Origin of the sequence: Lactococcus sp. dk101, from assembly GCF_009601055.1 — a bacterium.
Classification (GTDB): domain Bacteria; phylum Bacillota; class Bacilli; order Lactobacillales; family Streptococcaceae; genus Lactococcus.
The window spans coordinates 1-22,207 of sequence record NZ_WITI01000008.1 but is presented as its reverse complement, the minus strand read 5'-3'; the positions used below and the strand labels follow the sequence as shown (position 1 = coordinate 22,207).

At 40.0% G+C, this 22,207-nt stretch carries 19 protein-coding genes and 1 pseudogene; 2 read left to right on the top strand and 18 right to left on the bottom strand.

What is annotated here, in order from left to right:
- The 11 genes from scpB to GHI45_RS07100 all read right to left on the bottom strand — a co-directional run bounded on the left by scpB (window position 1) and on the right by GHI45_RS07100 (window position 13,360).
- Window positions 1–585, bottom strand: a complete 585-nt coding sequence (gene scpB / locus GHI45_RS07150) for an SMC-Scp complex subunit ScpB (protein ID WP_147780178.1) — start codon at window positions 583–585, stop codon at window positions 1–3.
- Window positions 578–1,309, bottom strand: coding sequence for a segregation/condensation protein A (locus tag GHI45_RS07145; protein ID WP_147780179.1), 732 nt, complete (start codon window positions 1,307–1,309; stop codon window positions 578–580). The genes scpB and GHI45_RS07145 overlap by 8 nt, the downstream gene beginning before the upstream one ends.
- A 30-nt stretch (window positions 1,310–1,339) precedes the next feature.
- Window positions 1,340–2,047, bottom strand: a complete 708-nt coding sequence (xerD, locus tag GHI45_RS07140) for a site-specific tyrosine recombinase XerD (protein WP_228386048.1) — start codon at window positions 2,045–2,047, stop codon at window positions 1,340–1,342.
- Window positions 2,034–2,483 (bottom strand): cyclic-di-AMP-binding protein CbpB, encoded by a 450-nt coding sequence (gene cbpB / locus GHI45_RS07135; protein ID WP_147780181.1) that lies wholly within the window; start codon window positions 2,481–2,483, stop codon window positions 2,034–2,036. The genes xerD and cbpB overlap by 14 nt, the downstream gene beginning before the upstream one ends.
- Window positions 2,484–2,515: 32 nt before the next feature.
- Window positions 2,516–3,019, bottom strand: coding sequence for a metallophosphoesterase (locus GHI45_RS07130; protein ID WP_147780182.1), 504 nt, complete (start codon window positions 3,017–3,019; stop codon window positions 2,516–2,518).
- 10 nt (window positions 3,020–3,029) lie between these two features.
- Window positions 3,030–4,448, bottom strand: a complete 1,419-nt coding sequence (gene racE / locus GHI45_RS07125) for a glutamate racemase (RefSeq protein WP_147780197.1) — start codon at window positions 4,446–4,448, stop codon at window positions 3,030–3,032.
- 74 nt (window positions 4,449–4,522) lie between these two features.
- Window positions 4,523–4,771: a YneF family protein gene (locus GHI45_RS07120; protein WP_147780183.1), complete on the bottom strand. Its 249-nt coding sequence runs from the start codon at window positions 4,769–4,771 to the stop codon at window positions 4,523–4,525.
- Between the two features lie 163 nt (window positions 4,772–4,934).
- Window positions 4,935–6,200, bottom strand: coding sequence for a diaminopimelate decarboxylase (locus GHI45_RS07115; protein WP_147780184.1), 1,266 nt, complete (start codon window positions 6,198–6,200; stop codon window positions 4,935–4,937).
- Window positions 6,201–6,264: 64 nt separating this feature from the next.
- Complete coding sequence (locus GHI45_RS07110; RefSeq protein ID WP_147780185.1) at window positions 6,265–7,710, bottom strand: glutamate synthase subunit beta; 1,446 nt, start codon at window positions 7,708–7,710, stop codon at window positions 6,265–6,267.
- Window positions 7,703–12,184 carry a glutamate synthase large subunit gene (gene gltB / locus GHI45_RS07105; protein WP_147780186.1) on the bottom strand — a complete coding sequence of 1,494 codons (4,482 nt, stop codon included), beginning with the start codon at window positions 12,182–12,184 and terminating at the stop codon, window positions 7,703–7,705. Before gltB ends, GHI45_RS07110 begins: the two co-directional genes overlap by 8 nt.
- A gap of 153 nt (window positions 12,185–12,337) precedes the next feature.
- Window positions 12,338–13,360: a branched-chain amino acid aminotransferase gene (locus GHI45_RS07100; RefSeq protein ID WP_147780187.1), complete on the bottom strand. Its 1,023-nt coding sequence runs from the start codon at window positions 13,358–13,360 to the stop codon at window positions 12,338–12,340.
- 131 nt (window positions 13,361–13,491) lie between these two features.
- Here GHI45_RS07100 and GHI45_RS07095 point away from each other — a divergent pair, with 131 nt between their 5' ends.
- Window positions 13,492–14,238 carry a mechanosensitive ion channel family protein gene (locus tag GHI45_RS07095; RefSeq protein ID WP_147780188.1) on the top strand — a complete coding sequence of 249 codons (747 nt, stop codon included), beginning with the start codon at window positions 13,492–13,494 and terminating at the stop codon, window positions 14,236–14,238.
- Window positions 14,239–14,260: 22 nt separating this feature from the next.
- Here the strand turns inward: GHI45_RS07095 and GHI45_RS07090 are convergent, their stop codons facing one another.
- The 4 genes from GHI45_RS07090 to GHI45_RS07075 form a co-directional block, all read right to left on the bottom strand.
- Window positions 14,261–14,503 (bottom strand): hypothetical protein, encoded by a 243-nt coding sequence (locus GHI45_RS07090; RefSeq protein ID WP_147780189.1) that lies wholly within the window; start codon window positions 14,501–14,503, stop codon window positions 14,261–14,263.
- Between the two features lie 83 nt (window positions 14,504–14,586).
- The gene (locus tag GHI45_RS07085) at window positions 14,587–15,366 is read right to left on the bottom strand and encodes a ribonuclease HII (RefSeq protein ID WP_147780190.1); all 780 of its coding nucleotides are present in this window, start codon (window positions 15,364–15,366) and stop codon (window positions 14,587–14,589) included.
- A gap of 18 nt (window positions 15,367–15,384) precedes the next feature.
- A complete protein-coding gene (gene ylqF / locus GHI45_RS07080; protein WP_147780191.1) occupies window positions 15,385–16,221 on the bottom strand; it encodes a ribosome biogenesis GTPase YlqF in 837 nt (278 codons plus the stop codon).
- 197 nt (window positions 16,222–16,418) lie between these two features.
- On the bottom strand, window positions 16,419–17,450 hold the full coding sequence (locus GHI45_RS07075) for an AI-2E family transporter (protein ID WP_147780192.1): 1,032 nt from the start codon (window positions 17,448–17,450) through the stop codon (window positions 16,419–16,421).
- Between the two features lie 238 nt (window positions 17,451–17,688).
- Between GHI45_RS07075 and GHI45_RS07070 the strand changes: the two genes are divergently transcribed.
- On the top strand, window positions 17,689–18,753 hold the full coding sequence (locus tag GHI45_RS07070) for a PTS transporter subunit IIC (RefSeq protein WP_147780193.1): 1,065 nt from the start codon (window positions 17,689–17,691) through the stop codon (window positions 18,751–18,753).
- Window positions 18,754–18,775: 22 nt separating this feature from the next.
- Here the strand turns inward: GHI45_RS07070 and GHI45_RS07065 are convergent, their stop codons facing one another.
- From GHI45_RS07065 to GHI45_RS07055, 3 genes and pseudogenes are all read right to left on the bottom strand, one after another.
- A complete protein-coding gene (locus tag GHI45_RS07065; protein ID WP_228386047.1) occupies window positions 18,776–19,627 on the bottom strand; it encodes an HAD family hydrolase in 852 nt (283 codons plus the stop codon).
- Window positions 19,628–19,738: 111 nt separating this feature from the next.
- Complete coding sequence (gene rnr, locus GHI45_RS07060) at window positions 19,739–21,736, bottom strand: ribonuclease R (protein WP_147780194.1); 1,998 nt, start codon at window positions 21,734–21,736, stop codon at window positions 19,739–19,741.
- 365 nt (window positions 21,737–22,101) lie between these two features.
- Window positions 22,102–22,207: pseudogene (locus GHI45_RS07055) on the bottom strand (IS982 family transposase); the annotation flags it as partial.

Sequence of the window (22,207 nt, the reverse complement as noted above, 5' to 3'; positions counted from 1 at the left end):
TTAATCCTCTAAGTTTTCTATGTGTTGGTCAAAAAGTTCAGTATCATTGAACAAATTTTGTTGTTCTGCAGCAAAGTCTGCTTCATTGATTTCTGGAAGTTCATCCAGGCTATTGATGCCAATATAATCCAAGAAAAAGTCCGTGGTCGCATAAAGACTTGGACGCCCCGGTGCCTCAACTTCGCCAACTTTTTCAATCAAATCAAATGCCCGAAGGGTCGTAATCACACCTGACGAATTCACGCCACGTAAAAGATCAATTTCAAGTCGGGTCATCGGTTGCTTATAAGCAATAATTGACAAGACTTCCATGGCTGATTTTGATAAGGATTGATTGAGTGGGGTTTTTGCATAATTTTTCAAAAGCTCTGCAAAGCTTTCTTTGCTGGTCATTCTGAATTTCCCAGCCGTTTCGATAATGGTAAAAGCAGACTCCACATCAGCATGATATTTTTCTCTCAAGTAATCAATTTGCTGCTGACAAGCCGCTTTAGGAAGCTCTGTCAGTGCTGACAGCTCGGCTAGAGAAAGGCCTGCCTCTCCTGAAACAAACAATAAAAGTTCACACGTTGCCGTTTTATTCAATCTGCTTGCCTCTTCTTTCTAAAATAATCTCCCCAAATAGACTTTCTTGAGTGAAATCCAGTTGTTGATTTTTAATCAATTCTAAGAGTGCTAAAAAAGTGGTTAAAAGCTCTGTTTTTGGGGCTGAAGCCTTAAAAAGTTGTGAAAAGCGGTAACTTTTACGGCGCTTAAACTTCTTGCTTAATTCCAAAATCTTATCCGCAACTGTATATTTTTCGGCCTCAATGGTCGTATTTTCATCTTGAACTTTTTGCTTGTGCATTTCCAAAATCTTATTGAATGCCAAGAACAAATCGACACTGGTTTTGTCTTTGAGCAAGGTCATGTCTTCGGTCATCAATTCTGTTTTACTTTTGGAATAAAAGTGACTTCTTTCTTGATGTAATTCAGCCAGATCCTCTGATAAAAGTTTGTATTTGCGGTACTCATCAATTTGTGCCAAAATGTCATATTCAAGTTGAGCGGTGTCTTCTTCAAAATGATCCGTCACCGCTGGCAGCAAGCGTCTTGATTTTATCAGCATCAGCTGACTCGCCATGACCATATATTCTCCTGCAATCTCAAGTTCTAAGTTTTGCGAAGCCTTAATATAAGCCAAGTATTGTTCGATGACAGGAACAAGAGGGACTTGAAAAACATCAAGTTCGTATTGGCTGACCAAGTGCAAGAGCAAATCCAGCGGTCCTTCAAAGTCATTTATTTTAATTTTTATTTCATTGGTCATATTTAACGTAATTTAATTTATGTAATGTTCCTAACGGTAGTACTTTTCAAGCGTGATAATGGTTGATAAACCAAGCATTTCTGCGACTTCGTAAATGGTTTTTCCTGATCTGATCTGTCTTAAAATATATTGTTCTCTCAATTCTTTTGAAGAGTAAGTCGTATATTTTTTTAGTTCCAAATACAAAAACTGGCGCGTCTTGCTGAATAATTCATCCGCATTTGTAATGCCACGCACCCGTAATGCAAATTTTTCACGAATGGGCAGTACACGTGTCATGCCCTTTTTTTCAATGGTCAAAATTTTGAAATTCCAATTAAAATTTCGCCATTCAAGCTGCTGAATTTCTGAAAAATTAAGTCCAAATTCCAAGATTAAGAGGGCCAGAAATTGACCTGGCGATTGCAAATCCTTGTAGAATTCTGGAAATTCCTTATACATAGGATGTGCAGCTTTTTGCGGTTGTGACTTAGGATAAGACACCTGCTCCAAATGGTAAAAATGGTCAATCTTTTTTTGATTGTATAAATAAAGCAAAAATTGATTGACGCTTGAAATTTTTCTTCTCTGTGCCGAAATGGCTGCATTGACAAGAGAGGCTCGATAAAGCTCCAGCCCCGTTTCTGAAATTTTTTTGTTCTCAAAAAAATGAGTAAATGCAATTAAATCGTAGTAATAATTCGATTTTGTGTTCTGTGAGAAGTTTTTACTGTCTAAAAAATCATCAATTTCGTTCATTAATTTCATATTTTTTTGTAAAGTCATGTGCAAAAGCATTAAATGCCTTTAGAATTTCTTGACGAACCACAATTCCTTTGAAGGTTTCCCCCTGCAAGACGAGAATGAATGGCTCTTTGACGAGTAGATTTAAAATTTCTTCCAAAGTAAAGTTAGCTTGTAAGGTAGGAACTTCCTTATTGACCACTTCTGAAATTTTTACATCCGACGCATTTTCATGCATCATTTCATAATTGACAATGTCTGTCAGCCCTATCACGCCCACATAGGCCTTGGCTTCATTTAAAACAGGAACCCGAGTGTACTGATATTGGCTCAAAAGTAATTTGGCATGCGATAGGTTATGTTCGGCGTAGAGTACAGCGACATCTTCCGCTTTCTTCACAAAGGTCTCGCTTTGGTCTAAAATAAAGGCTTTAATCGATTTGTCAATCATTGGCTAATTACTCCATAGGTAAGTTGATAAGATTACAAAACAAACTGCAATTCTTTGATCGGACGGTGATTGAGATCACGATAAGACACAATATACTTATCCTGACTCACTTCGATAGTGGCATACATCTTAATCTGGTAGTGGCCGCGTGGTTGTGCAACTGATCCTGGGTTTAAGTACAAAATTCCATTGATCCGTTGGGCAACAGGCTGATGAATGTGGCCAAACAGCGCAATGTCTGCACCCACTTCTTCAGCAAGGTAGGAATACTGATCTAAACCAAAGCCAACATTATAGAGATGACCATGAGTAATCAGCACCTTTTTTCCTTCAACGCGTTTGCTATCTACTTCTGGATAACCCGGATCGTCATCGCAATTTCCACGGACAACGGTCAGCCCTGACCAAATCGGATCAGAACTATCAAGCTCAGAATCGCCACAATGAAAAATGGCCGACGCTGTATTTTGGTATTTTTCTTTGATTGCCATTACAACCTGTCGATCATAATGAGAATCAGACATGACAACAAACATCATTTCTCCTTTAGGCTTTGTTTTCAAGCCATTCTGGCAAAGCCAACATCAATTTTTGAAGTGCCTGTCCCCGATGCGATTGGGCATTTTTTTCTTCTTCCGACAATTCAGCCGCAGATTTAGAGCTGTTTTCCGGCAAGAAAAGGGGATCGTAGCCAAAGCCATTCTCGCCTTGCGCTTGAGTGGCGATATGTCCTTGCCAATCGGCTTCAACCACTAAACTTTCATGTTGTGGGCGAGCAGCTACAAGTGTTGTATGGAAATGCGCCGTTCGTTTTTCTGGCTGATTTTCAGTAGCTGATAATTCTTGCAAAAGCTTGGCATTATTTTGTGCATCCGTAGGATCTTCGCCAGCATAACGGTGGCTATAGACGCCAGGGCGTCCACCTAATGCATCAACACAAAGGCCTGAATCGTCACCAATGACAAGTTCACCTGTCAGCGCTGATATTTGTTCTGCTTTGAGTCTGGCATTTGCTTCAAAAGTCGTCCCTGTTTCGTCAATGTCAGGCAGATTTGGAAAATCCTTCAAACTCTTAATCTGATAGCCAAAGCTACCAAATAGTTTTTCAAATTCTCTAACTTTTCCTTGATTGTGCGTCGCAACTAACATGACTTTTTTAGGCTTCGTTTCAATTTCGGCATGGAAAACCTTGAGGTCTTCTAATCCATCGAGCCAGTTGTGTGCAATTTCATAAAATGGTGTCACACTAGCAGTCGTGTAAAATTCATGATGATTTTCTTGCCGCTTATCGCCATTTAATGCGAAATAATTCAGCAAGACTGAAATATCGCGTACGGTTTCAGCACCTGAATCAATCAATTTAACCTCTGAGCCCATTGCTTCTTGGATCAAGGGTCTCAGAAGTGGATAGTGTGTACACCCCAAAATCAAAGTGTCCACCTTGCCAACAAGCGATTGAACACTTTCGTGAACCACTTTTTTAGCAATCTCTGAATTCATTTCATTTGATTCCACAATCGGAACAAATTTCGGACAAGCTAGACTCAACACCTCAGCGTCACTGGTTCTTTGCATGATGTTTTTAACATATGCTTTCGAATCAAGTGTGGCTTGAGTTGAAATAACTCCGATTTTTTTTGTTTGTGTTGTTTGTAGTGCAGCAGACGCACCAGGCAAAATAACGCCAAGAACTGGAATATCTAAAGTCTGCTTCACTTCTTCAAGTGCGGCTGCGGTGGCTGTATTGCAAGCCATGACAATCATTTTTACATTTTTAGATAGCAAAAAATTGACCATATCCCAAGTAAAAGCGGTAATCTGCTCTTTAGTTCGTGACCCATAAGGGGCGCGACGGGTATCTCCGATATAGACAATTTCTTCATTCGGTAATTGACGAAGAACTTCGCGAACAACTGTTAGTCCTCCGACACCTGAATCAAGTAATCCGATTGGTCTGTTGTTCATCATTTCCTCCCAATATTTAATTATTCATTTGATAAATGATACTTTGCCCAAAAGCAAAGTACCTTTTCATTTGATTATTTTTTCTTTTTTCCGTCTTTGTCTGCTTGTTTAGCGGCAGCACGAATTTGGCGAAGTACTTGTTGAACTTGAACTTCGCTAGGTTTACGGCCCATTGAACTCATCATGAGACGCACACCATCTTCGTTAAGTGGTGGATTTTCAATCAACATTTTTTTCGTTTGACGTTGCATGTAGTAAGTCCCACCAGCAAAGCCTGCAAGTGCAAAAACGATCATTAAAATAATAGCTAAAACTAAATTCATTAGTCATCTCCTAATTCTGTGTGGCCAATATGGTCACGTTTACTTAAACATTATATCAAAATTTATGTATTTTGTCAGCTTTTTATCTGCTAATCTTAAAAAATTTTAATGGTCATTTTCAAAAAAAGAGAGACAAAAAAACCAGCTTTTCTGCTGGTCTTTTTTATTCAAAATCAAAGCCTTCAATCGTTGCAAAATAATCTTCAGGTTTTTCAGCTCGACGAATGAGACGAACTTGCCCATCTTCTTTTAGTAAAAGCTCTGCCGAACGTAATTTGGCATTGTATTGATAGCCCATTGAGAAGCCATGCGCGCCTGTGTCATGAATGACAAGCAAATCGCCTGGTTCAATCACAGGAAGACTTCTGTTTTTAGCAAATTTATCATTGTTTTCACATAAAGAACCGGTCACATCTACGATTTCTGTAGCTGTCTCATTTTCTTTGCCCAAAACTGTAATATGATGGTAGGCATCATAAAAGGCAGGACGCATCAAATTGACCGCAGAAGCATCAACGCCAATATATGTGCGATAAGTCTTTTTACGGTGTAAAACACGTGTGGCAAGCAAGCCATGAGGTGCCAACATAAAACGGCCAAGCTCAGTAAAAATTTTGACTTGCCCCATGCCATTTGCAGTTAAAGTCGCTTCATAAACGCGTCTAACGCCGTCACCAATGACAGCAATATCATTTTCAACTTCTTCTGGACGGTAATTCACACCAATCCCACCTGATAAATTGATGAAATCAAGTGTTACACCCGTTTTTTCACGAATTTCAAGTGCAAATTCAAATAATTGGCGGGCAAGTTCTGGATAATAATCGTTGGTTACGGTATTGGAAGCCAAAAAGCTGTGAATACCAAAATGTTCAACACCTTGTTTTTGGAGTTGTAAAATACCGTCAAGCAGTTGCTCATGCGTCATACCGAACTTAGAATCCTCGGGATTGTCCATAATTTTAGTCCCCATGGCAAAGACACCGCCAGGATTGTAACGCAAACTCATGGTTTTAGGAAATTCAAAGCCATCGGTTTCTGTCAGCGCTGACAGAAAGGCAATATGCTCGTAAGCATCCAAGTTGATTGTCGCCCCTAATTTTTTAGCCAATAAAAATTCTTCTTTTGGCGTATCATTTGACGAAAACATGATATTTGCTCCGTCAAATCCACATTTGTCTGCCATCAAAAGTTCAACATAGCTGGCACAATCCGCACCGCAAGCTTCTTCTTTCAAGATTTTTAAAATAGCTGGTGTCGGCGTCGCTTTAACCGCAAAGAATTCTTTGTAGCCATTATTCCATGAGAAAGCATTATTTAATGCTCTAGCCTTTTCACGAATGCCTTTTTCATCATAAATATGAAAGGGCGTTGGGTATTGTTCAGTGATTTTTTCGAGTTGGTTTTTAGTTACAAATGGTGTTTTCATGAGTCCTCCATCTTTTTATCTTATTATACCTTACTTTCTATAAAATTTTGAAAAATAAGTCAGCTTAGACAGATATTTTTATGAGCGCTTCTAAGCTTTTATCAACAAACTCAGCCGCTTTTCTCCCTTCTCGGATGGCCCAAATCACGAGCGACGGGCCACGCCTTGCGTCTCCACAGACAAAAACATGAGGATTATTTGTGGCATAGTCATTGTCAATTTCGGTCACATCAAAGCCGTCAAGAACTGCCGTATCTGTTCCGACAAAGCCCATGGCAAGCAGTATCAAATCTGCTGCGATAACTTGTTCGGTTCCAGCGATTGGTTTAAAATCACTGCCCACTTGTGCTACTTTTATCCCTTTAACAGCACCCTTGTCATCGCTGACAAAGGCTTGTGTTGCAATGGTGTATTCGGTCAAATCATTATTCCCAGCAAATTGACCTTCTGCTTGTCCATACCCTTCTTTTAAAATCATTGGCCACTCCGGCCACGGATTGTTTGCATTTCTTGAAAGTGGGAGGGCTGGCGTGATTTCGAACTGTTTGACCGATGCCGCACCCAAGCGAACCGCCGTTCCGATACAGTCATTTCCAGTATCGCCACCACCAATGACAATCACTTTCTTGCCACTCAAAGATGGCTCTAAGCTCTTGTCAGCACTGACAAGCAAACGTTTGGTGGTTTGCGTTAAAAAGTCAACTGCAAATTCAATGCCTGAACTCTGGCGACCGACAACCTTTAAATCCCGCGGACCCCCAGCTCCTGTAGCAATTATCACGCGCGCATAAGTCTTTTGAAGCTCGTCATAACTTATGGTTTTTCCGACTTCGGCATTGGCGATAAATGTCACGCCCAACTGGTGCATCAAGTCAATTCTTTGCTGAACAATGGCCTTATCCAATTTCATGTTTGGAATACCGTACATGAGTAAGCCGCCAAAGCGGTCTGATTTTTCATAGATTGTAACCGAATGTCCAAGTTGAGTCAGCCGCCAAGCCGCTGCTAAACCAGCAGGCCCAGAGCCAACGATTGCAATTTTGATACCCGTTTTTTGACTCGGTTTTCCCATTTCAAGCACCCAACCTGCTTCATTTGCGGTATCAGCGATATGACGTTCGTTGTCCTTAATCGTAACTCCACTGCCATTTAAAGCTTCGGCACAGGCTTTTTCACAAGGTGCTGGACAAACTCTGCCCGTAAATTCGGGAAAGGGATTGGTTAAGCTCATACGTTCATAAGCCTTTTTCATAGCGCCTCGATAAATCAAATCGTTCCATTCCGGAATGTGATTATCATTGGGACAACCAGAAACAGCACGTTTGCCACCATAAAAGACACCTGAATGACAAAATGGAACATCGCAATGCATGCATCTTGCCGCTTGCTTTTTCCGTTCTTCATTGGATAAGGGGAGTTGTAATTCAGCAAAATCGCGCACCCGCTCAGCAATCTCCCGATAAGGATTATCTTTTCTTTCATATGTTAAAAAACCATTTGGATCAGCCATTTTTGCCTCCTCTCATTACACCTTGTTCAATCTGAACGTGTTCAAATGTTTCATAGATCAAGCGCTCGCCAGTAAGTCCTTTTGCTTGTAGACTAGCCTCTACAACATTGATATGGTGGAATTCACGCGGATAAACTTTAACAAATTTTTCCTGTTGATGCTCCCAATCTTCTAGGATCATTTTTGCTTTTTTTGATCCTGTATAGTGCAGGTGTTTTCTCAATAATTCTTGTAGGACCTGATCTCCCGCAATCTCAAATAAGCCAAAACAGTCCACCATTTCAGGATTGACCTTTGTAGCGAAATCGCCATTGACATCATAGACATAAGCTATTCCACCGGACATTCCTGCTGCAAAATTCCGCCCCGTTGTTCCTAAGATAACAGCAACACCACCTGTCATGTATTCGCAGCCGTGATCCCCCACGCCTTCAACAACAAACTGAGCACCCGAATTTCTTACGCCACAGCGTTCTCCCGCTCGTCCTCTAAAATAGGCTTCACCCTTAATGGCGCCAAACAAGGAAACATTGCCCACAATAGCTGTATTTTCAATATCATAGGCCGCATCATGTGGCGGTTTGACAATCAAACGCCCGCCTGACAGGGATTTACCGATATAATCATTGGCTTCGCCAATCAAGCTTAATTCCATTCCAGCCGTTGCAAATGAGCCAAATGACTGGCCCGCAACGCCTGTGTAAACTGTTTTTATGCTGCCGTCCTGTAAGCCAAAATTCCCATAGCGTTCCGCAACCCATCCTGCCATTCTAGCCCCCGCACAGCGATTGATATTTGAGATGTTTTCACTGACCTGCGTCTTAGCCCCACTGTCTAATGCTGCTTTAGCGACGGCATCGAGTTCTCGCCATTTTTTAGTTTCAGCAAATGGATTTTGTGTTTTGGGCAAAATAGGCAAGGCTTGTCCAATCATTCGACTGAAGTCAAGCCCACGCATTTTGTCTGGTAAATCCTGCTTTTCAGTCAAGATTTCTGAATGGCCCACGAGTTCGTTGATAGAACGAAAACCCAGTTCTGCCATCAATTTACGAAGATTTTCTGCCATAAAGAACATCAAACGTACAATATGTTCAGGTTTCCCTGCAAAATTGGCGCGTAAACTTGGATTTTGTGTTGTAATGCCAACAGGACACGTATTTAGATGACAGTTACGCGTCATGATACAGCCGATTGCAACCAAAACAAGACTGGCAAAAGAATATTCTTCTGCACCCAGTGCCGCAGCAATCACAATGTCCCGTCCCGTCACAATCTTTCCGTCTGTTTCAAGCGTCATTCGATCTCGCAAATGGTTCATGCTTAAGGTCTGATGTGTCTCGATGAGTCCCATTTCCCAAGGTAATCCAGCATCGCGTGTTGAATTCCGCGGGCTTGCTCCCGTTCCACCATCGTAACCTGAGATAACGACTTTATCAGCGCCTGCTTTCACACACCCTGTCGCAATAGTTCCCACGCCTGTTGAGGAAACCAATTTCACATTTATTTTGGCAAAGGGATTGACTTTTTTCAAATCAAAAATCAACTGAGCCAAATCTTCTATCGAATAAATATCGTGATGAGGTGGCGGTGAAATCAAACTCACACCCGGTGTTGAATTTCTAACTTCGGCAACCCAAGGAAAAGCTTTTTTACCGGGAAGTTGGCCTCCTTCACCTGGTTTAGCTCCTTGTGAAAGTTTGATTTGTATTTCTTCTGCCGACATCAAATAAGCTGCGGAAACGCCAAAACGGCCAGAAGCGACTTGCTTAATCTTTGAATTATTAGCATTTTTGTAGCGGTTAACATTTTCGCCACCTTCGCCAGAATTGGACTTAGCACCGATGGAATTCATGGCTTTCGCAATGCATTCATGAGCTTCTTGTGAAAGCGATCCAAAACTCATGGCACCGACTTTAAACCGTTTGACTATCACTTCGGCCGGTTCCACTTCGGACAGAGCAACAGCTTGGCGTGGTGACTTCAAGTCCCATAGATGACGTAAACTGGTTGGATTTTTTGTGGTTATCTCGTTGAGATGGCCGATGTACTTTTCAAATTGCTCATAGTTGTCATTTCTGACCGCGTTTTGAATTTGATAAATCATGACGGGATCATAAAGGTGTGTCTCACCTTTATCTGCGCGATATTGGAAACTTCCGCCTGTTTCAAGTGGATCATTTTTTCTGCGCCCATAAGCTTTTTCGTAGCGTTTGCGGTATTCATTTTCGACCTGAGCAAGAGATAAACCACCGATACGGGTCGTTGTTCCCGTGAAATATTTATCAATGACTGCTTTAGATAGACCAATGGCCTCAAAAAGTTGTGCGCCTTTGTAACCTGATATTGTGGAAATTCCCATACGACTCATGACTTTTACAATGCCTTTTTCAGCCGCATGACGATAATTTTCTAGGGCTTCTTCCTGACCAAACTCCCAGTCTTTCAAAGTCGCATAAGCGCCATAAGGATGAATGCCAGACGCCCCAAAGCCAACCAAAGTTGCAAAATGGTGAACCTCGCAAGCCTCAGCAGTATCGACAATAATGGCGAACTTACTTGCGGCTTGCCGCCCCAGCATATAGTGATATAAGCCCGATAAAGCAAGTAAAATCGGCATAGCAACTTTCCCTTGAGCAAAATCACGGTCGCTTAATACAATAATTGTTGCCCCATCTGAAACTAAATTTTCAACCTTATAAAATAGTTTATTCAAGGCATTTTCAAGCACATCATTTTCATCATAGAGGGTTGAAACAAGTTCAGTATGATAGTTTTCTTTCTTAAGTGCCAAGATTTTTTCAAACTCAAAAGTTGATAAAACAGGACTATCCAATTTCAATTTTTTGACATTGTCAGCACTGACACACGCGGGGTCTCCGTCAGCACCTAAATAGGTTTCCGTTCCAATGACAATTTTCTCTCGAATGGCATCAATCGGTGGATTTGTGACTTGAGCAAACTGCTGTTTGAAGAAGGTATAAAGCGACTGAGCTTGGTCTGATAAAACAGCCAGAGGTGCATCAAAGCCCATCGAAATAATTGGCTCTTCGCCATTGGTTGCCATCGGCAACATGACCGTTCGAATGATTTCATCGTTATAGCCAAAGACTTTCCAAAGCTCTTTCATTCGGTCAGCAGAAATCGCTGGAACTTTTTTGCGTTCTGTCAGCTCTGACAGCTTTTTAAGACCGTCTTTAAGCCATTTCTCATAAGGATGTTTTTGTGAAATGCTTTTTTTGACCGCTTCATTTCGGATGATTTCACCTTTTTCGGTATCAACTAAAATCATGTTCCCTGGCCCTAAAACACGCTTTTCGACAATTTCAGAAGCCGGAATATCTACCACACCAGATTCACTTGAAGCAATGATAAAGCGGTCTTTCGTCACGATATAGCGGTTTGGTCGAAGGCCATTTCTGTCCAATCTCGCGCCAACCGTTTTTCCGTCCGTAAAGACCAGAGCGGCAGGCCCATCCCATGGTGAGATGTGCGACGTCGCGTATTCATAAAATGCCGACAATTCTGGGCTTAAGCCAGCTTCTTCACTCCAAGCTTCTGGAATCATCATCAACAAACTTTCTGGGATTTCAATGCCTCGCCGTAAAAAATACTCCATACAGTTTTCCAACTTGGCAGAGTCCGAGTTATTTTCATTGTAGATTTCAATGCCGTTAACCTTCATCCAATTTTCAGCACCTCGCAGGGTGTTGATTTCGCCATTATGTGCTAAAAATCGAAATGGCTGCGCCCGATCCCATGAGGGAAAAGTATTGGTAGAAAAACGGCTATGGGTCAATGCAAGATGACATTTAAAGCGCTCATCTGATAAGTCCGGATAAAATAATTTGACTTGATAAGCGTGCAGCATCCCTTTATAAACGATGGTGCGACTGGATAGAGAACAGATATAAAGCTCCTCTTCGCCAAAGCGTTTCTCCAAACGACGCCGAATTTGAAACAGTGTCTGTTCAAAAGAAGCATTGTCAGCACTGACAGCTTTTTTCTCGATAAAGACTTGAACAAATGCAGGCATGATTTGTTGCGCTGAAAGGCCACAAGCTGAGTAATTGTAAGGCAACTGACGGACAAAGATAACTTCATCTCCTTTAGCTTTGACCTCCGCTTTGATGGCATCTAAAAGTTCTTCTTTACGAAATGTTTCCCGCGTTAAAAAGAATTGTCCAACTGCATAATTCCCCAATGTAGGAAGTTGGATATTTTCATCAGCTAGGACTGCTCTGAAAAATTCGTCAGGCAAGCTTAACAAGACACCTGCCCCATCTCCGGTTTCGGGCTCAGCACCCGTTCCACCTCGATGATTCATGCGTTTGAGCATGGTCAATGCATGCTCAACAAGTAGATGACTTGCCTTGCCATCAATTTGTGCAATAAAGCCCATTCCACAAGCATCAGACTCAAATTCAGGTTGCCAGAGGGTGTGTCTCAAAGCTGTTTTTTTATCTCTTATTTCCATTATTTTTAACCTCTATTAAAAAGTTTACAATTCATTTTACTCGAATTATTTGTAAAAATCAATATTTTCTGACGATTATTAACAAATGTAAAATTGGTTTTACATTTTATGCTTTTTAATAGAAGAAAAAAGCACTCTAACGAGCGCTTTTATTTATTTTACTTTATAAATCCAACCTTCTGGTGCCTCCACATCTCCAAATTGAATACCGACCAACTCATCAAAGAGGCGACGAATGGTAGGCCCAACTTCTGTTTCCGAATGAAAGACATGATGAATTTCACCATCATCAATCGAACCAACTGGCGTAATGACAGCCGCAGTTCCACATGCACCAACTTCGACAAATTGATCCAGATCTGTCACATAAACATCGCCTTCGATTGCTTTCATGCCCAAATGATGTTCTGCCAAGTACAAGAGTGAATATTTGGTAATGGATGGTAAAATCGATGGGCTGAGCGGTGTAATAAACTCGTTGTTGGCTGTAATTCCAAAGAAATTTGCAGCGCCGACTTCTTCGATTTTTGTGTGGGTGGCAGGGTCAAGATAAATGGCATCGGCATAGCCGCCTTCTTTTGCCTCAACTTCAGCTTGGAGCGATGCGGCATAGTTGCCACCAACTTTTGAACCTCCCGTGCCGAGTGGTGCAGCACGGTCATATTCGCGAGAAATCACGAAACTTGATGGTGCAAGTCCACCTTTGAAATAAGACCCAACTGGCATGGCAAAAACCGTAAAGATATATTCTGTCGCTGGTTTAACGCCGATTACATCTCCTACACCAATCAAAAGTGGACGAATGTAAAGGGTCGCTCCAGTTCCGTAAGGAGGAACAAATTCTTCATTTGCCTTAACCACCTGCATGACTGCATCAATAAATTTTTCCGTTGGGACTTCTGCCATGCGCAAGCGTTTTGCCGTTGCTTGCAAACGAGCCGCATTGCGGTCAGGACGAAAAAGTTGAATGTCTCCATTTTTAGTCCGATAAGCTTTCAAGCCTTCAAAACCTTGTTGCCCATAATGAAGGGCGGGAGATGATTCACTCAAGTGTAATTGAGCGTCTCCCGTCAAGCTTCCTTCGTCCCATTTTCCATCTTTGTAATAAGAAATGTAGCGAAAAGGCAAGTTACGATACTCAAATCCCAGATTTTCCCAGTCAAGTTCAACAGTCATTATTATTCCTCCTCGAATTATCGAAACAACTTCAAGCGTTTTTCGTTGTTTTTTAAATTTTTGTTATAATAGAGATTATAGTATTTTTTTGAACGAAATACAAGAAAACATTCAGAAAATTAGGTAAAAATATGAAACTTTCATCCTTTAATTGGGAGAGCTTTAGTAGCCTCCTTATTGATAAATCAATCGAACTCATCTGGGTCAGCCTCCTGTTTGTCGTACTTAATCGGGTCGGCAAATACATTGTTCGGAAACTCTTTTTAAATTACAGTAAACGAAAAAGCAGTGATACTGCTCGCATTTTGACATTTTCTAAACTTTCAGTTTCTGGTATTCAGTACGTCACTGCTTTTTTATATGTTTATACTGTGCTTGGCATTTTAGGAATTCCTGTCAGCAATCTTCTAGCGGGAGCTGGTATCTTTGGTGTGGCACTCGGTTTTGCTGGCCGTGATTTAGTGGCTGACATCATCAATGGTTTCTTTATCATCGTTGAACATCAAATCAACGTGGGAGACACCATTCGCTTTGAAAACTTAGACCTTGAGGGTGTTGTGAAAGCTGTCGGTATCCGCTCCATCACGCTCACCTCAATGGACGGTGCCACCACTTATATCCCCAACCGTAACATCGAATCGCTCAAAAATTATTCTTATGGCGACCGCTCAGTCTTACTGGATGTTCCTGTAACGACTTACAATCTAAAAGACTGGAAAGAAAAAATCCTTCAAGTCAATCAAAACTATCCGCAGGTTCAATTTCTAGGCATTATCACCTTGCAAGATAAAATTTTCATCCGCAGCCAATTGACGGCTCCTTTGTCAGAGCTGACAAAACTAAAAATGGAAATTTTAGACGCTTATTTTGACAAATAAAAAACGTGCACGCACGTTTTTTTTAATACTGTCCTGTTAAGAAGGCTTGAAGATTTGCTACCGTATTGATTTGATAATCCGTTTTGGCCATATTTTCTTCAAGATAACCTTGTTCATAACCAGTGATCACGAAATTGACCATTGGTTTTTTATTCATGGTCAACTGGTAACCTTGTTCATTTTTTGTTAAAACATAAGTACGATATTTAGCAGATCCCTTTTGATTGGTTTCATCAACTAAACGTTTGATTAATTCAGTATCCATCGCTTTACCTTTCGTTTCAAAATATAATTACAAGGCTATTTTAGCAGACTATGACAAGATTTTCAACTATTTATGAAATATTGCTAATCTTTAGATGACTCAACCATACTTTTGACTGGTTCGTAACTCAAGCGATGAATGGGCGTCACACCCAGTTTTTTCAATGCTTCCAGATGACTTGCTGTTCCATAACCTGAATTATGCTCAAAATCATAACCAGGATATATCTTTGCGAAATCTTTCATCATCTCGTCACGTGTAACTTTGGCGACAATGCTGGCAGCCGCAATAGACTCACTTCTGGCATCACCATGAATGATCTTTGTTTGCGGAATGGGAAGTTCAAGTTTCATGGCATCAATAAGGACATGTTCTGGATGAACTTCCAAATCAGAAAGTGCCTTAGTCATAGCAATTTTTGTGGCTTCGTAAATATTGATGTCATCAATGACAGCGTGATCTACAAGGCCAATCCCAATGGCTATTGCCTGTTTTTTGATTTCATTATAAATGGTTTGATGTTTTGATTTTGGTACTTGCTTGCTGTCATTTAAACCTTTGATTTTACAATTTTTGGGCAAAATCACTGCCGCAGCAACGACTGGACCAGCAAGTGGGCCACGCCCAACTTCATCCATCCCCGCAATCAAAGTAAGGCCTTTTTCATACAAGGCTTTTTCATACGTCAACATTTCTTCTAAACGTTCATCTTCATGACGGTCAGCCAAAAGTTGTTTTTTACGTTGTTCAATCGCTTTTTGCACCCCGACACGTTTGTCGGAAGCATAATCTTTGAACATTGGATGTGCAGTATCTGTCAGCTCTGACAGCAAGTTTTTGATTTCTTTAATTGTTTGTACCATAAAATCCCCCAATTTTATTTATAACAGTTTATCTAAGCAATAAGTACCTAAGCGTCCGTCACGGACATCTTTAACAAACATTTCATAAAAGCGATCATAATCATCGCGGAAGCCAAAACGTGCTGTCAATTCCATGATCAATTCAGGAATTTCAAGCTCTAAATCGGCTTCTTTCATGCGATAACGTTTCATGGTCTCTTTTTTGTAATTCTCTAAAAAGTAAGTGAGACCAAAGATAGTCACTTCGTCCATTGGCAAAAGTTGATCTTTAATTGCACCCGTCAAAGCCAGTTTCAGACCTACTTGACTGTCTTCAAATTTTGGCCACAAAATCCCTGGTGTATCCAAAATTTCCAAATCTGGATTAGTTCTCAACCATTGTTGTCCTTTAGTAACACCAGGCTTGTTTCCCGTAATTGCCACTTTTTTGCCAGCGAGGCGGTTCATCAAAGTTGATTTCCCTGCATTTGGAATCCCAACAATCATGGTTCGTAAGGATTTATTTTTGATGCCACGTTCCGCATCATGCGCCAATTTGTCGGCCATCAGTTTTTTTGCGGCTACTGTCAAGCGTTTTGCTGTATAATCTTCTTTAGAATTGATTGCCAAAGCAATAAAGCCTTGACTTTCAAAACATTCAATCCATTGCTTCACTAAAACACGGTCAGCCAAATCCGCCTTATTCAAGGCCACAATCCGTGGCTTATCTCCGATAATCTTTCCAAGCATTGGATTTCTTGAACTCATTGGCAAACGACTATCGACCAGTTCCACCACAAAATCAACATATTTCAAATTTTCTTGCACCTGACGACGTGCCTTTGACATATGTCCTGGGAACCATTGTATCACCATTCTTATTTTACCTCCACTGTGTTTCACAGTTTTTTTCTATTTCACAATTCAGTTGCTCTGAAATCATCTGTCATCTCAATATGAAATTGATTTATCAACTCCAATAATAAAACAGATAAGCTTCAACTTACCTGTTTTAATTTTAACATTTTTTTTATTTTTATGTGACTTCAAGCAGTCAAGAGCATACTACTTTCTCAGTTTAATGATTTACTTGAAAGGTCATCTTCGTTTTTGTCCACTTGCAAGAGTTCCATCAAAAAGAGGAAAGCTGGAATACTCATGATAAGTCCCCAAACACCAAATAATTTTTCTCCCAAAAATAAGAGTAAGAATGTGTAAAAAATGGGAAGATTTGATTTATGTGACATGAGTTTTGGATTGAGAAAATAAGACTCAAACGCATGAATGGCAAGAATTGCTAAGAGAACGAAGGCAACTGTCTTGATGCCACCGATTGAATAACCAATCACTGCAAGCGGAATAAAGGACACGACAACGCCCATAACCGGTATCAAACTTAAAATAAAGACCATAACGCCTAAACTTAAGAGGGCAGGGAATTTCAATAAGCTCAAGAAAATGAGAGACAAGAAGGTATTGACTGCTGCAATCATGATTTGAGCTTCGATAACGATACCAAATTTTTCAGAAAATGTCCGTAAAAGATAGGCAATATCGCTAAAGAGCCAACCCAAATCTCCTTTTTCAAATTTCTTAGAAAAAGCATTGGTTTCTTTTCGATCATAACTGTAGAAAAAGCTAAACAGAAAGGCCATGACAAATGCCAAAATTGATTTGCCAAAACTTGTCGCATAATCCAAAATCAAACTGGCGTTTTTCTGAATTTTTTCGCCGATATTAAAGTTTTGCACCCAGTTGTACATTTCAATCACGAACGAATTATTATTGTACTTAAGAGTGGCATAAAATTTTTGAACTCCCGTTGAAAGCTTGAGAATTTCCGTTACGAGCATGGGTACATAAATGGTCAGAGCCAAATAAACAAGTACAATAATCAAAAGATATAAGAGGATTACCGTTATCTTTTCCGGAATTTTAAATTTATTTTTGAAAAAATGAGAAATCCGTGTACTCAAATAAGATAAAACGAAAGTCAATAAGACAAGAGAAACGATGTCTTTAAGGACAAAAAAGAGCCCAATCACAATCAAGAGGACAAGCCATCTTCTCAGTTTGGTATTCTTTTTTAAGTTTTCAAATTGCATTTTTTCTCCCTATCAATCCATCTTCCATTCAAAAAAACATTGACACAAAATGAAAAATTTCTCCTTAATTCAAATTATTTTATTATTCTAATTATACAAAAAAATTTCATAAAATGACATTATTTGTGATGAATGGGATAAAATTAAAAATAAAATTTTCAGTAAATGTTATTATATTTGAAATAGTCTGAATATTTTGTTAGACTATTATCTTAATACCACTTGAAGGAGAATTGTTATGAAAAAAACTGTTATCAAAGACTATGCCTATCGCATTTCCGCCGGAATCTCAAACGCCGTTTTGGTTTGTTTGGGAATTGGCTTGTTGTTTGAAACAATTGGAAATTTAACTGGAATTATTGGAATTACTCAAATTGGAACCATTGCTAAAATGTTGTTGGCCCCTGCTTTTGGTGCGGCCATTGCTTTTCAGCTAAAAACTAACACTTTGGTCGTTTTTAGCTCAATGATTGCTTCAACCGTCGGCGCCAATGCCATTAATTTTACTCAAGCGCCTGTTGAGGGACTTGCCATAACTGGTAGCGTCGCCGCTCAAGCTGCTGGCGGACTCGTGATTAATTCTGGTCAGCCGATTAGTGCCGTTTTAGCAGGGATTATTGCTGCACTTGTCGGAAAATATTTGACTGGGAAAACACCACTTGACATGTTGTTGGTTCCTTTTTCAAGCTTATTCATCGGTGGATTATCAGGGATTTTGTTGGCCAAAGTAACCACTCCACTCTTACTTTCTGTTAGTGCATTCATGGCAAGTAGTATTGCGATTTCACCAATCATTGGTTCGATTGTGATTGCTTTGTGCTGGAGCACGCTCTTAATGACGCCTGCTTCATCTGTTGCGATTGCCATTGCTTTACAGCTTGACCCTGCGTCTTCTGCTGCCGCCTTGATTGGATGTACCGCCCAATTTATCGGTTTTACTGTCATGAGCTGGAAAGTGAACAAACCTGGTGCAAACATTGCCCAATGCTTTATTACACCAAAAATTCAATTTCCAAATCTAATCAATCACCCACAAATGATTATTCCGCCATTTATTGCTGCTGCAATTTGTGCCCCACTTGCCACTGTTGCCTTTAATTTCAGAGTCAGCTATGAATTAGCAGGTCTTGGTCTCAATTCGCTGATTGTGCCACTTAATCTCTGGTCAAGCGATTTTAATAGCTTTATGACCTTTATTCTTGTAGGAGTTGTCTTGTCTGCCGCATTGACTTTCTTGATTTACTACGTGATGTTGATGATGGGAAGAGCCAAACGCGATAATCTGGTCATCGAATTACAATAAGAAAAAGAGCCTCGGCTCTTTTTTATTTGCAATAATCAAAAATGAATTTGCCAACACCACCGGATTCGCAAGATTCAGCCACCACATCACATTTCGCTTTGATGTCCTCAGGCGCATTTTTCATAGCCACTGCCACGTCCACGGCTTCAAACATGGGTAAATCATTTTCACCATCGCCAATCCCGAAAGATTTATATGCGGTAAAATCTTGTAAATAACTCCGAATTGCCGCACCTTTAGTGCTCAACGGATTGACAATTTCAAGCGTATGGACAAAGGAACTAAAAACGAAGACTGTCAGTGCTGACAGCTGGTCACGCACAACTTCATGCTTACGGTCGCTCGCTTCCATCAGTTCAATTTTGACAATGTGTCGATCAGGATGCGCCTTGAAAAAGGCTAGAACATCGGGTACCTGATGACATTCATTTTCAAAATAATCTTTCTTATAAGCCATAATCTGCTTCCCCGTCTCCCCAAGACTTCCCAGACTTTCTGCCAAATCAGCCAGGTTTTGATCAAATCGATCGACAGTAGGAATGACCGTTTCTTTGTCTGTATGGACAAAATAAAGCAACCCAAGTCCTTCTAAAATTGGCAGCACTGCTTCCAAGTCTGACAAAGTGAGGCAATTACGATAAGTGGCCGTTTGGCCGTCTTTTTTTAATCCAGCTCCATTTCCAAAAATGATGTCACAAGAAATCCCGAGTTCTTCTTGCATCATTTCCACCATATCAATGCCGCGGCCAGTGACAAAAACAAAATGATCCCCTCTTCCTTTGAGGTAATCGACTGCCTCAAGATTGATTGGGTCAACTGGCACACCTAAGCCTTGAAAAGTGCCGTCAATATCTGAAAATACAATATTCATCATTTCTTTATTCCTCCGTCAGCGCTGACAATTTTTTCTCTCTTTCTCTAGTTTAACAAAAGACCCAAATTTAGCAATTATTTTACTTAAAATAAAAAAATCCCTTAGGATTTTTTAGTCATTTTCGGAAGTCACTAAAACATGTTCAAAGTCAACTGCACCTTTACGTTTATTAGTTGCAATTACTTTAACTTTAATCGGTTGTCCCATTTTAAATGTCGTTTTAGACTTGCTTGCGATAACCATTTGTTGTTCTTCATCAAAATCAAAATGGTCGCCCGCTTCGCCTTTAAGCAAATTCAAACGGATCAAGCCCTCAACAGAATTTTCAAGTTGAACAAAAATCCCAAATTTTTGAATACCGTTGATTGTTCCATAGAAACTGTCCCCAATAAATTGCGTCATGTATTCTGCCTTTTTCATGGCGTCAACAATGCGTTCTGTTACAACTTCACGGCGTTCCATATCACTAGATTGTTTGGCAATCGGTGGAATTTTTGCCTCCAGTTCAGTCTTTTCTTCATTGGTCAACTGATGGTCAGCATAAAAATGGAGCAAACGGTGCACCAACAAGTCAGGATAACGACGAATTGGACTTGTAAAGTGGGTATAATCTGGCGCCGCAAGACCAAAGTGATGCGTATTTTCTTCGGAATAAACAGCAGTTGACATACTGTGCAAAAGCATGGTCGATAAAACAGCTTCTTCTGGTGTTTCTTGGATGCTTTCCATGAAATATTCAAGCGCTTGATGACTTGAAGATGAAATTGAGTAGCCCAAATCTCCAGCAAAAACCATTAATTTGGCAAAAGCTTCTTTTTTAGGTTCATCATGGACACGATAAATAGCTGGTAATTTGTGACTGATAAAATAATGCGCTACAGATTCATTGGCCGCCAACATGAACGATTCAATCATACGTTCCGCAGTACCGCGTTCTCTTTTGACAATATCAACTGGAATGCCTTTTTCGTCCAAAATAATTTTTGATTCGGCATCGTCAAATTCAATCGCCCCACGTTCTGAACGCATTTGGTACAAGACCTCATGCAATTCTGTTGCGATTTCCACGGAAGTTTTAATTTTACTAAATTCAGAAAGCGCAGCTTCATCTTTATCAATCATTTGGTTGACCGCATCATAAGTCATGCGATAGGTTGTCTTGATAACGGATGGATTGATTTTGGCTGATAAAATTTTGCCTTTGGCATCGATTTCCATGACGCAAGATTGAGTCAAGCGTTCCACGCCTTCGTTTAATGAGCAGATGCCATTTGACAAGCGTTCAGGGAGCATTGGCACAACACGGTCTGCCACGTAAACAGAAGTTGCACGCGACAGTGCTTCTTCGTCAAGCGGTGAACCTTCGGTCACATAATGTGCTACATCGGCAATATGCACGCCTAATTCAAAGTTGCCATTGGCCAATTTTTTGACATGAATGGCATCATCCAGGTCTTTTGAGTCTGCCCCATCAATTGTATAAGTGATTTCGTCTCGATAATCCACACGACCTTGTCGTTCATCAGCCGAAATTTCATCTGCAATGGCGTTTGCTTGTTCCATGACTTCATCAGGAAATTGTTCAGGAATTCCCATGGCACAAAGCACTTCCAAAATATCAAGTCCAACATCTCCTTGGTGTCCAATCACTTCCGTAATTATGCCACGGAATGATTTGGCATCTTTTTTATTTGGATATTGGTCAATATGCACGCGCACAACATCGTTTGGTAAAAGTGCTGCATCAGAATGGGTGATATACAGGGCTGCCGTAATTTTATCATTGTACAACAAAACTTGCCCCAACAAGCCACTATTATCTTCTTTTGAAAATGGAATAAATGTTCCAACAGTATCAACAGTCGCATGTTTGGTAATTTTAAGCACTTTACCATCTGCACCTTTTTTGGACTGTTCAGCAGTATGCAATATTTCGACAAGTACTTCATCGCCGTCCAAAGCATCAAGTGTATTTTTCATGCCAATAAAGACATCTTGTTTTCTGTTTGTTGCATCAAGTGGTGAAACAAAGCCAAATCCTTTGGCATTTGCTCTAAAAGTCCCTGTAATCTTTTCTTTTTTTACAACGACTGAATCAGCTAATTTCAAGTGTTTTCCTCTTATCTTTTTATCTCATCTCATATTATAACATAAGCAAAAAAAGTATCCGCTTACTTAAATGCTGATAGTCATCTCCATTGAGTAATTTCACAATCTTTTTATAATATTATTTATTTGTTATTATATAGAATAATTCTAATAATTTTATTATTTATTTTTTACTAATTCTTTCATTTTTTTCACATTTATTGCATGAATTTTTCCTAAGGTCTTGTCAAAAGATGATTAGAATAGGCTTTCATAAAAGATTATATATATAAAATAAGTAAATATATTTTAATGTTTTCTTAATTTGAACAACACATTTTTATCATTTTTTAAAATTTCTATACAATACCCGAATTGCTAGTTGATTATTTTGCCATCACTTGATAGCCAATTGAGTACTTCAAAGTCTCTGGTTTCAATGTTTTAGCCAGCTTTAGAAGAATAGAGTACGCTAAAAAGATCATTTCTAAT

Excerpts from the sequence above, each read along its gene's own strand:
- GHI45_RS07075 (WP_147780192.1), bottom strand. The coding sequence starts at position 17,450 with ATGCAATTTGAAAACTTAAAAAAGAATACCAAACTGAGAAGATGGCTT.
- GHI45_RS07095 (WP_147780188.1), top strand. The coding sequence starts at position 13,492 with ATGAAACTTTCATCCTTTAATTGGGAGAGCTTTAGTAGCCTCCTTATT.
- gltB (WP_147780186.1), bottom strand. The coding sequence starts at position 12,184 with ATGGAAATAAGAGATAAAAAAACAGCTTTGAGACACACCCTCTGGCAA.
- GHI45_RS07065 (WP_228386047.1), bottom strand. The coding sequence starts at position 19,627 with ATGATGAATATTGTATTTTCAGATATTGACGGCACTTTTCAAGGCTTA.
- GHI45_RS07070 (WP_147780193.1), top strand. The coding sequence starts at position 17,689 with ATGAAAAAAACTGTTATCAAAGACTATGCCTATCGCATTTCCGCCGGA.
- cbpB (WP_147780181.1), bottom strand. The coding sequence starts at position 2,483 with ATGATTGACAAATCGATTAAAGCCTTTATTTTAGACCAAAGCGAGACC.
- xerD (WP_228386048.1), bottom strand. The coding sequence starts at position 2,047 with ATGAACGAAATTGATGATTTTTTAGACAGTAAAAACTTCTCACAGAAC.
- GHI45_RS07120 (WP_147780183.1), bottom strand. The coding sequence starts at position 4,771 with ATGAATTTAGTTTTAGCTATTATTTTAATGATCGTTTTTGCACTTGCA.
- GHI45_RS07090 (WP_147780189.1), bottom strand. The coding sequence starts at position 14,503 with ATGGATACTGAATTAATCAAACGTTTAGTTGATGAAACCAATCAAAAG.
- racE (WP_147780197.1), bottom strand. The coding sequence starts at position 4,448 with ATGAACAACAGACCAATCGGATTACTTGATTCAGGTGTCGGAGGACTA.
- ylqF (WP_147780191.1), bottom strand. The coding sequence starts at position 16,221 with ATGGTGATACAATGGTTCCCAGGACATATGTCAAAGGCACGTCGTCAG.
- GHI45_RS07130 (WP_147780182.1), bottom strand. The coding sequence starts at position 3,019 with ATGTTTGTTGTCATGTCTGATTCTCATTATGATCGACAGGTTGTAATG.
- GHI45_RS07145 (WP_147780179.1), bottom strand. The coding sequence starts at position 1,309 with ATGACCAATGAAATAAAAATTAAAATAAATGACTTTGAAGGACCGCTG.
- GHI45_RS07085 (WP_147780190.1), bottom strand. The coding sequence starts at position 15,366 with ATGGTACAAACAATTAAAGAAATCAAAAACTTGCTGTCAGAGCTGACA.
- GHI45_RS07100 (WP_147780187.1), bottom strand. The coding sequence starts at position 13,360 with ATGACTGTTGAACTTGACTGGGAAAATCTGGGATTTGAGTATCGTAAC.
- GHI45_RS07110 (WP_147780185.1), bottom strand. The coding sequence starts at position 7,710 with ATGGCTGATCCAAATGGTTTTTTAACATATGAAAGAAAAGATAATCCT.
- GHI45_RS07115 (WP_147780184.1), bottom strand. The coding sequence starts at position 6,200 with ATGAAAACACCATTTGTAACTAAAAACCAACTCGAAAAAATCACTGAA.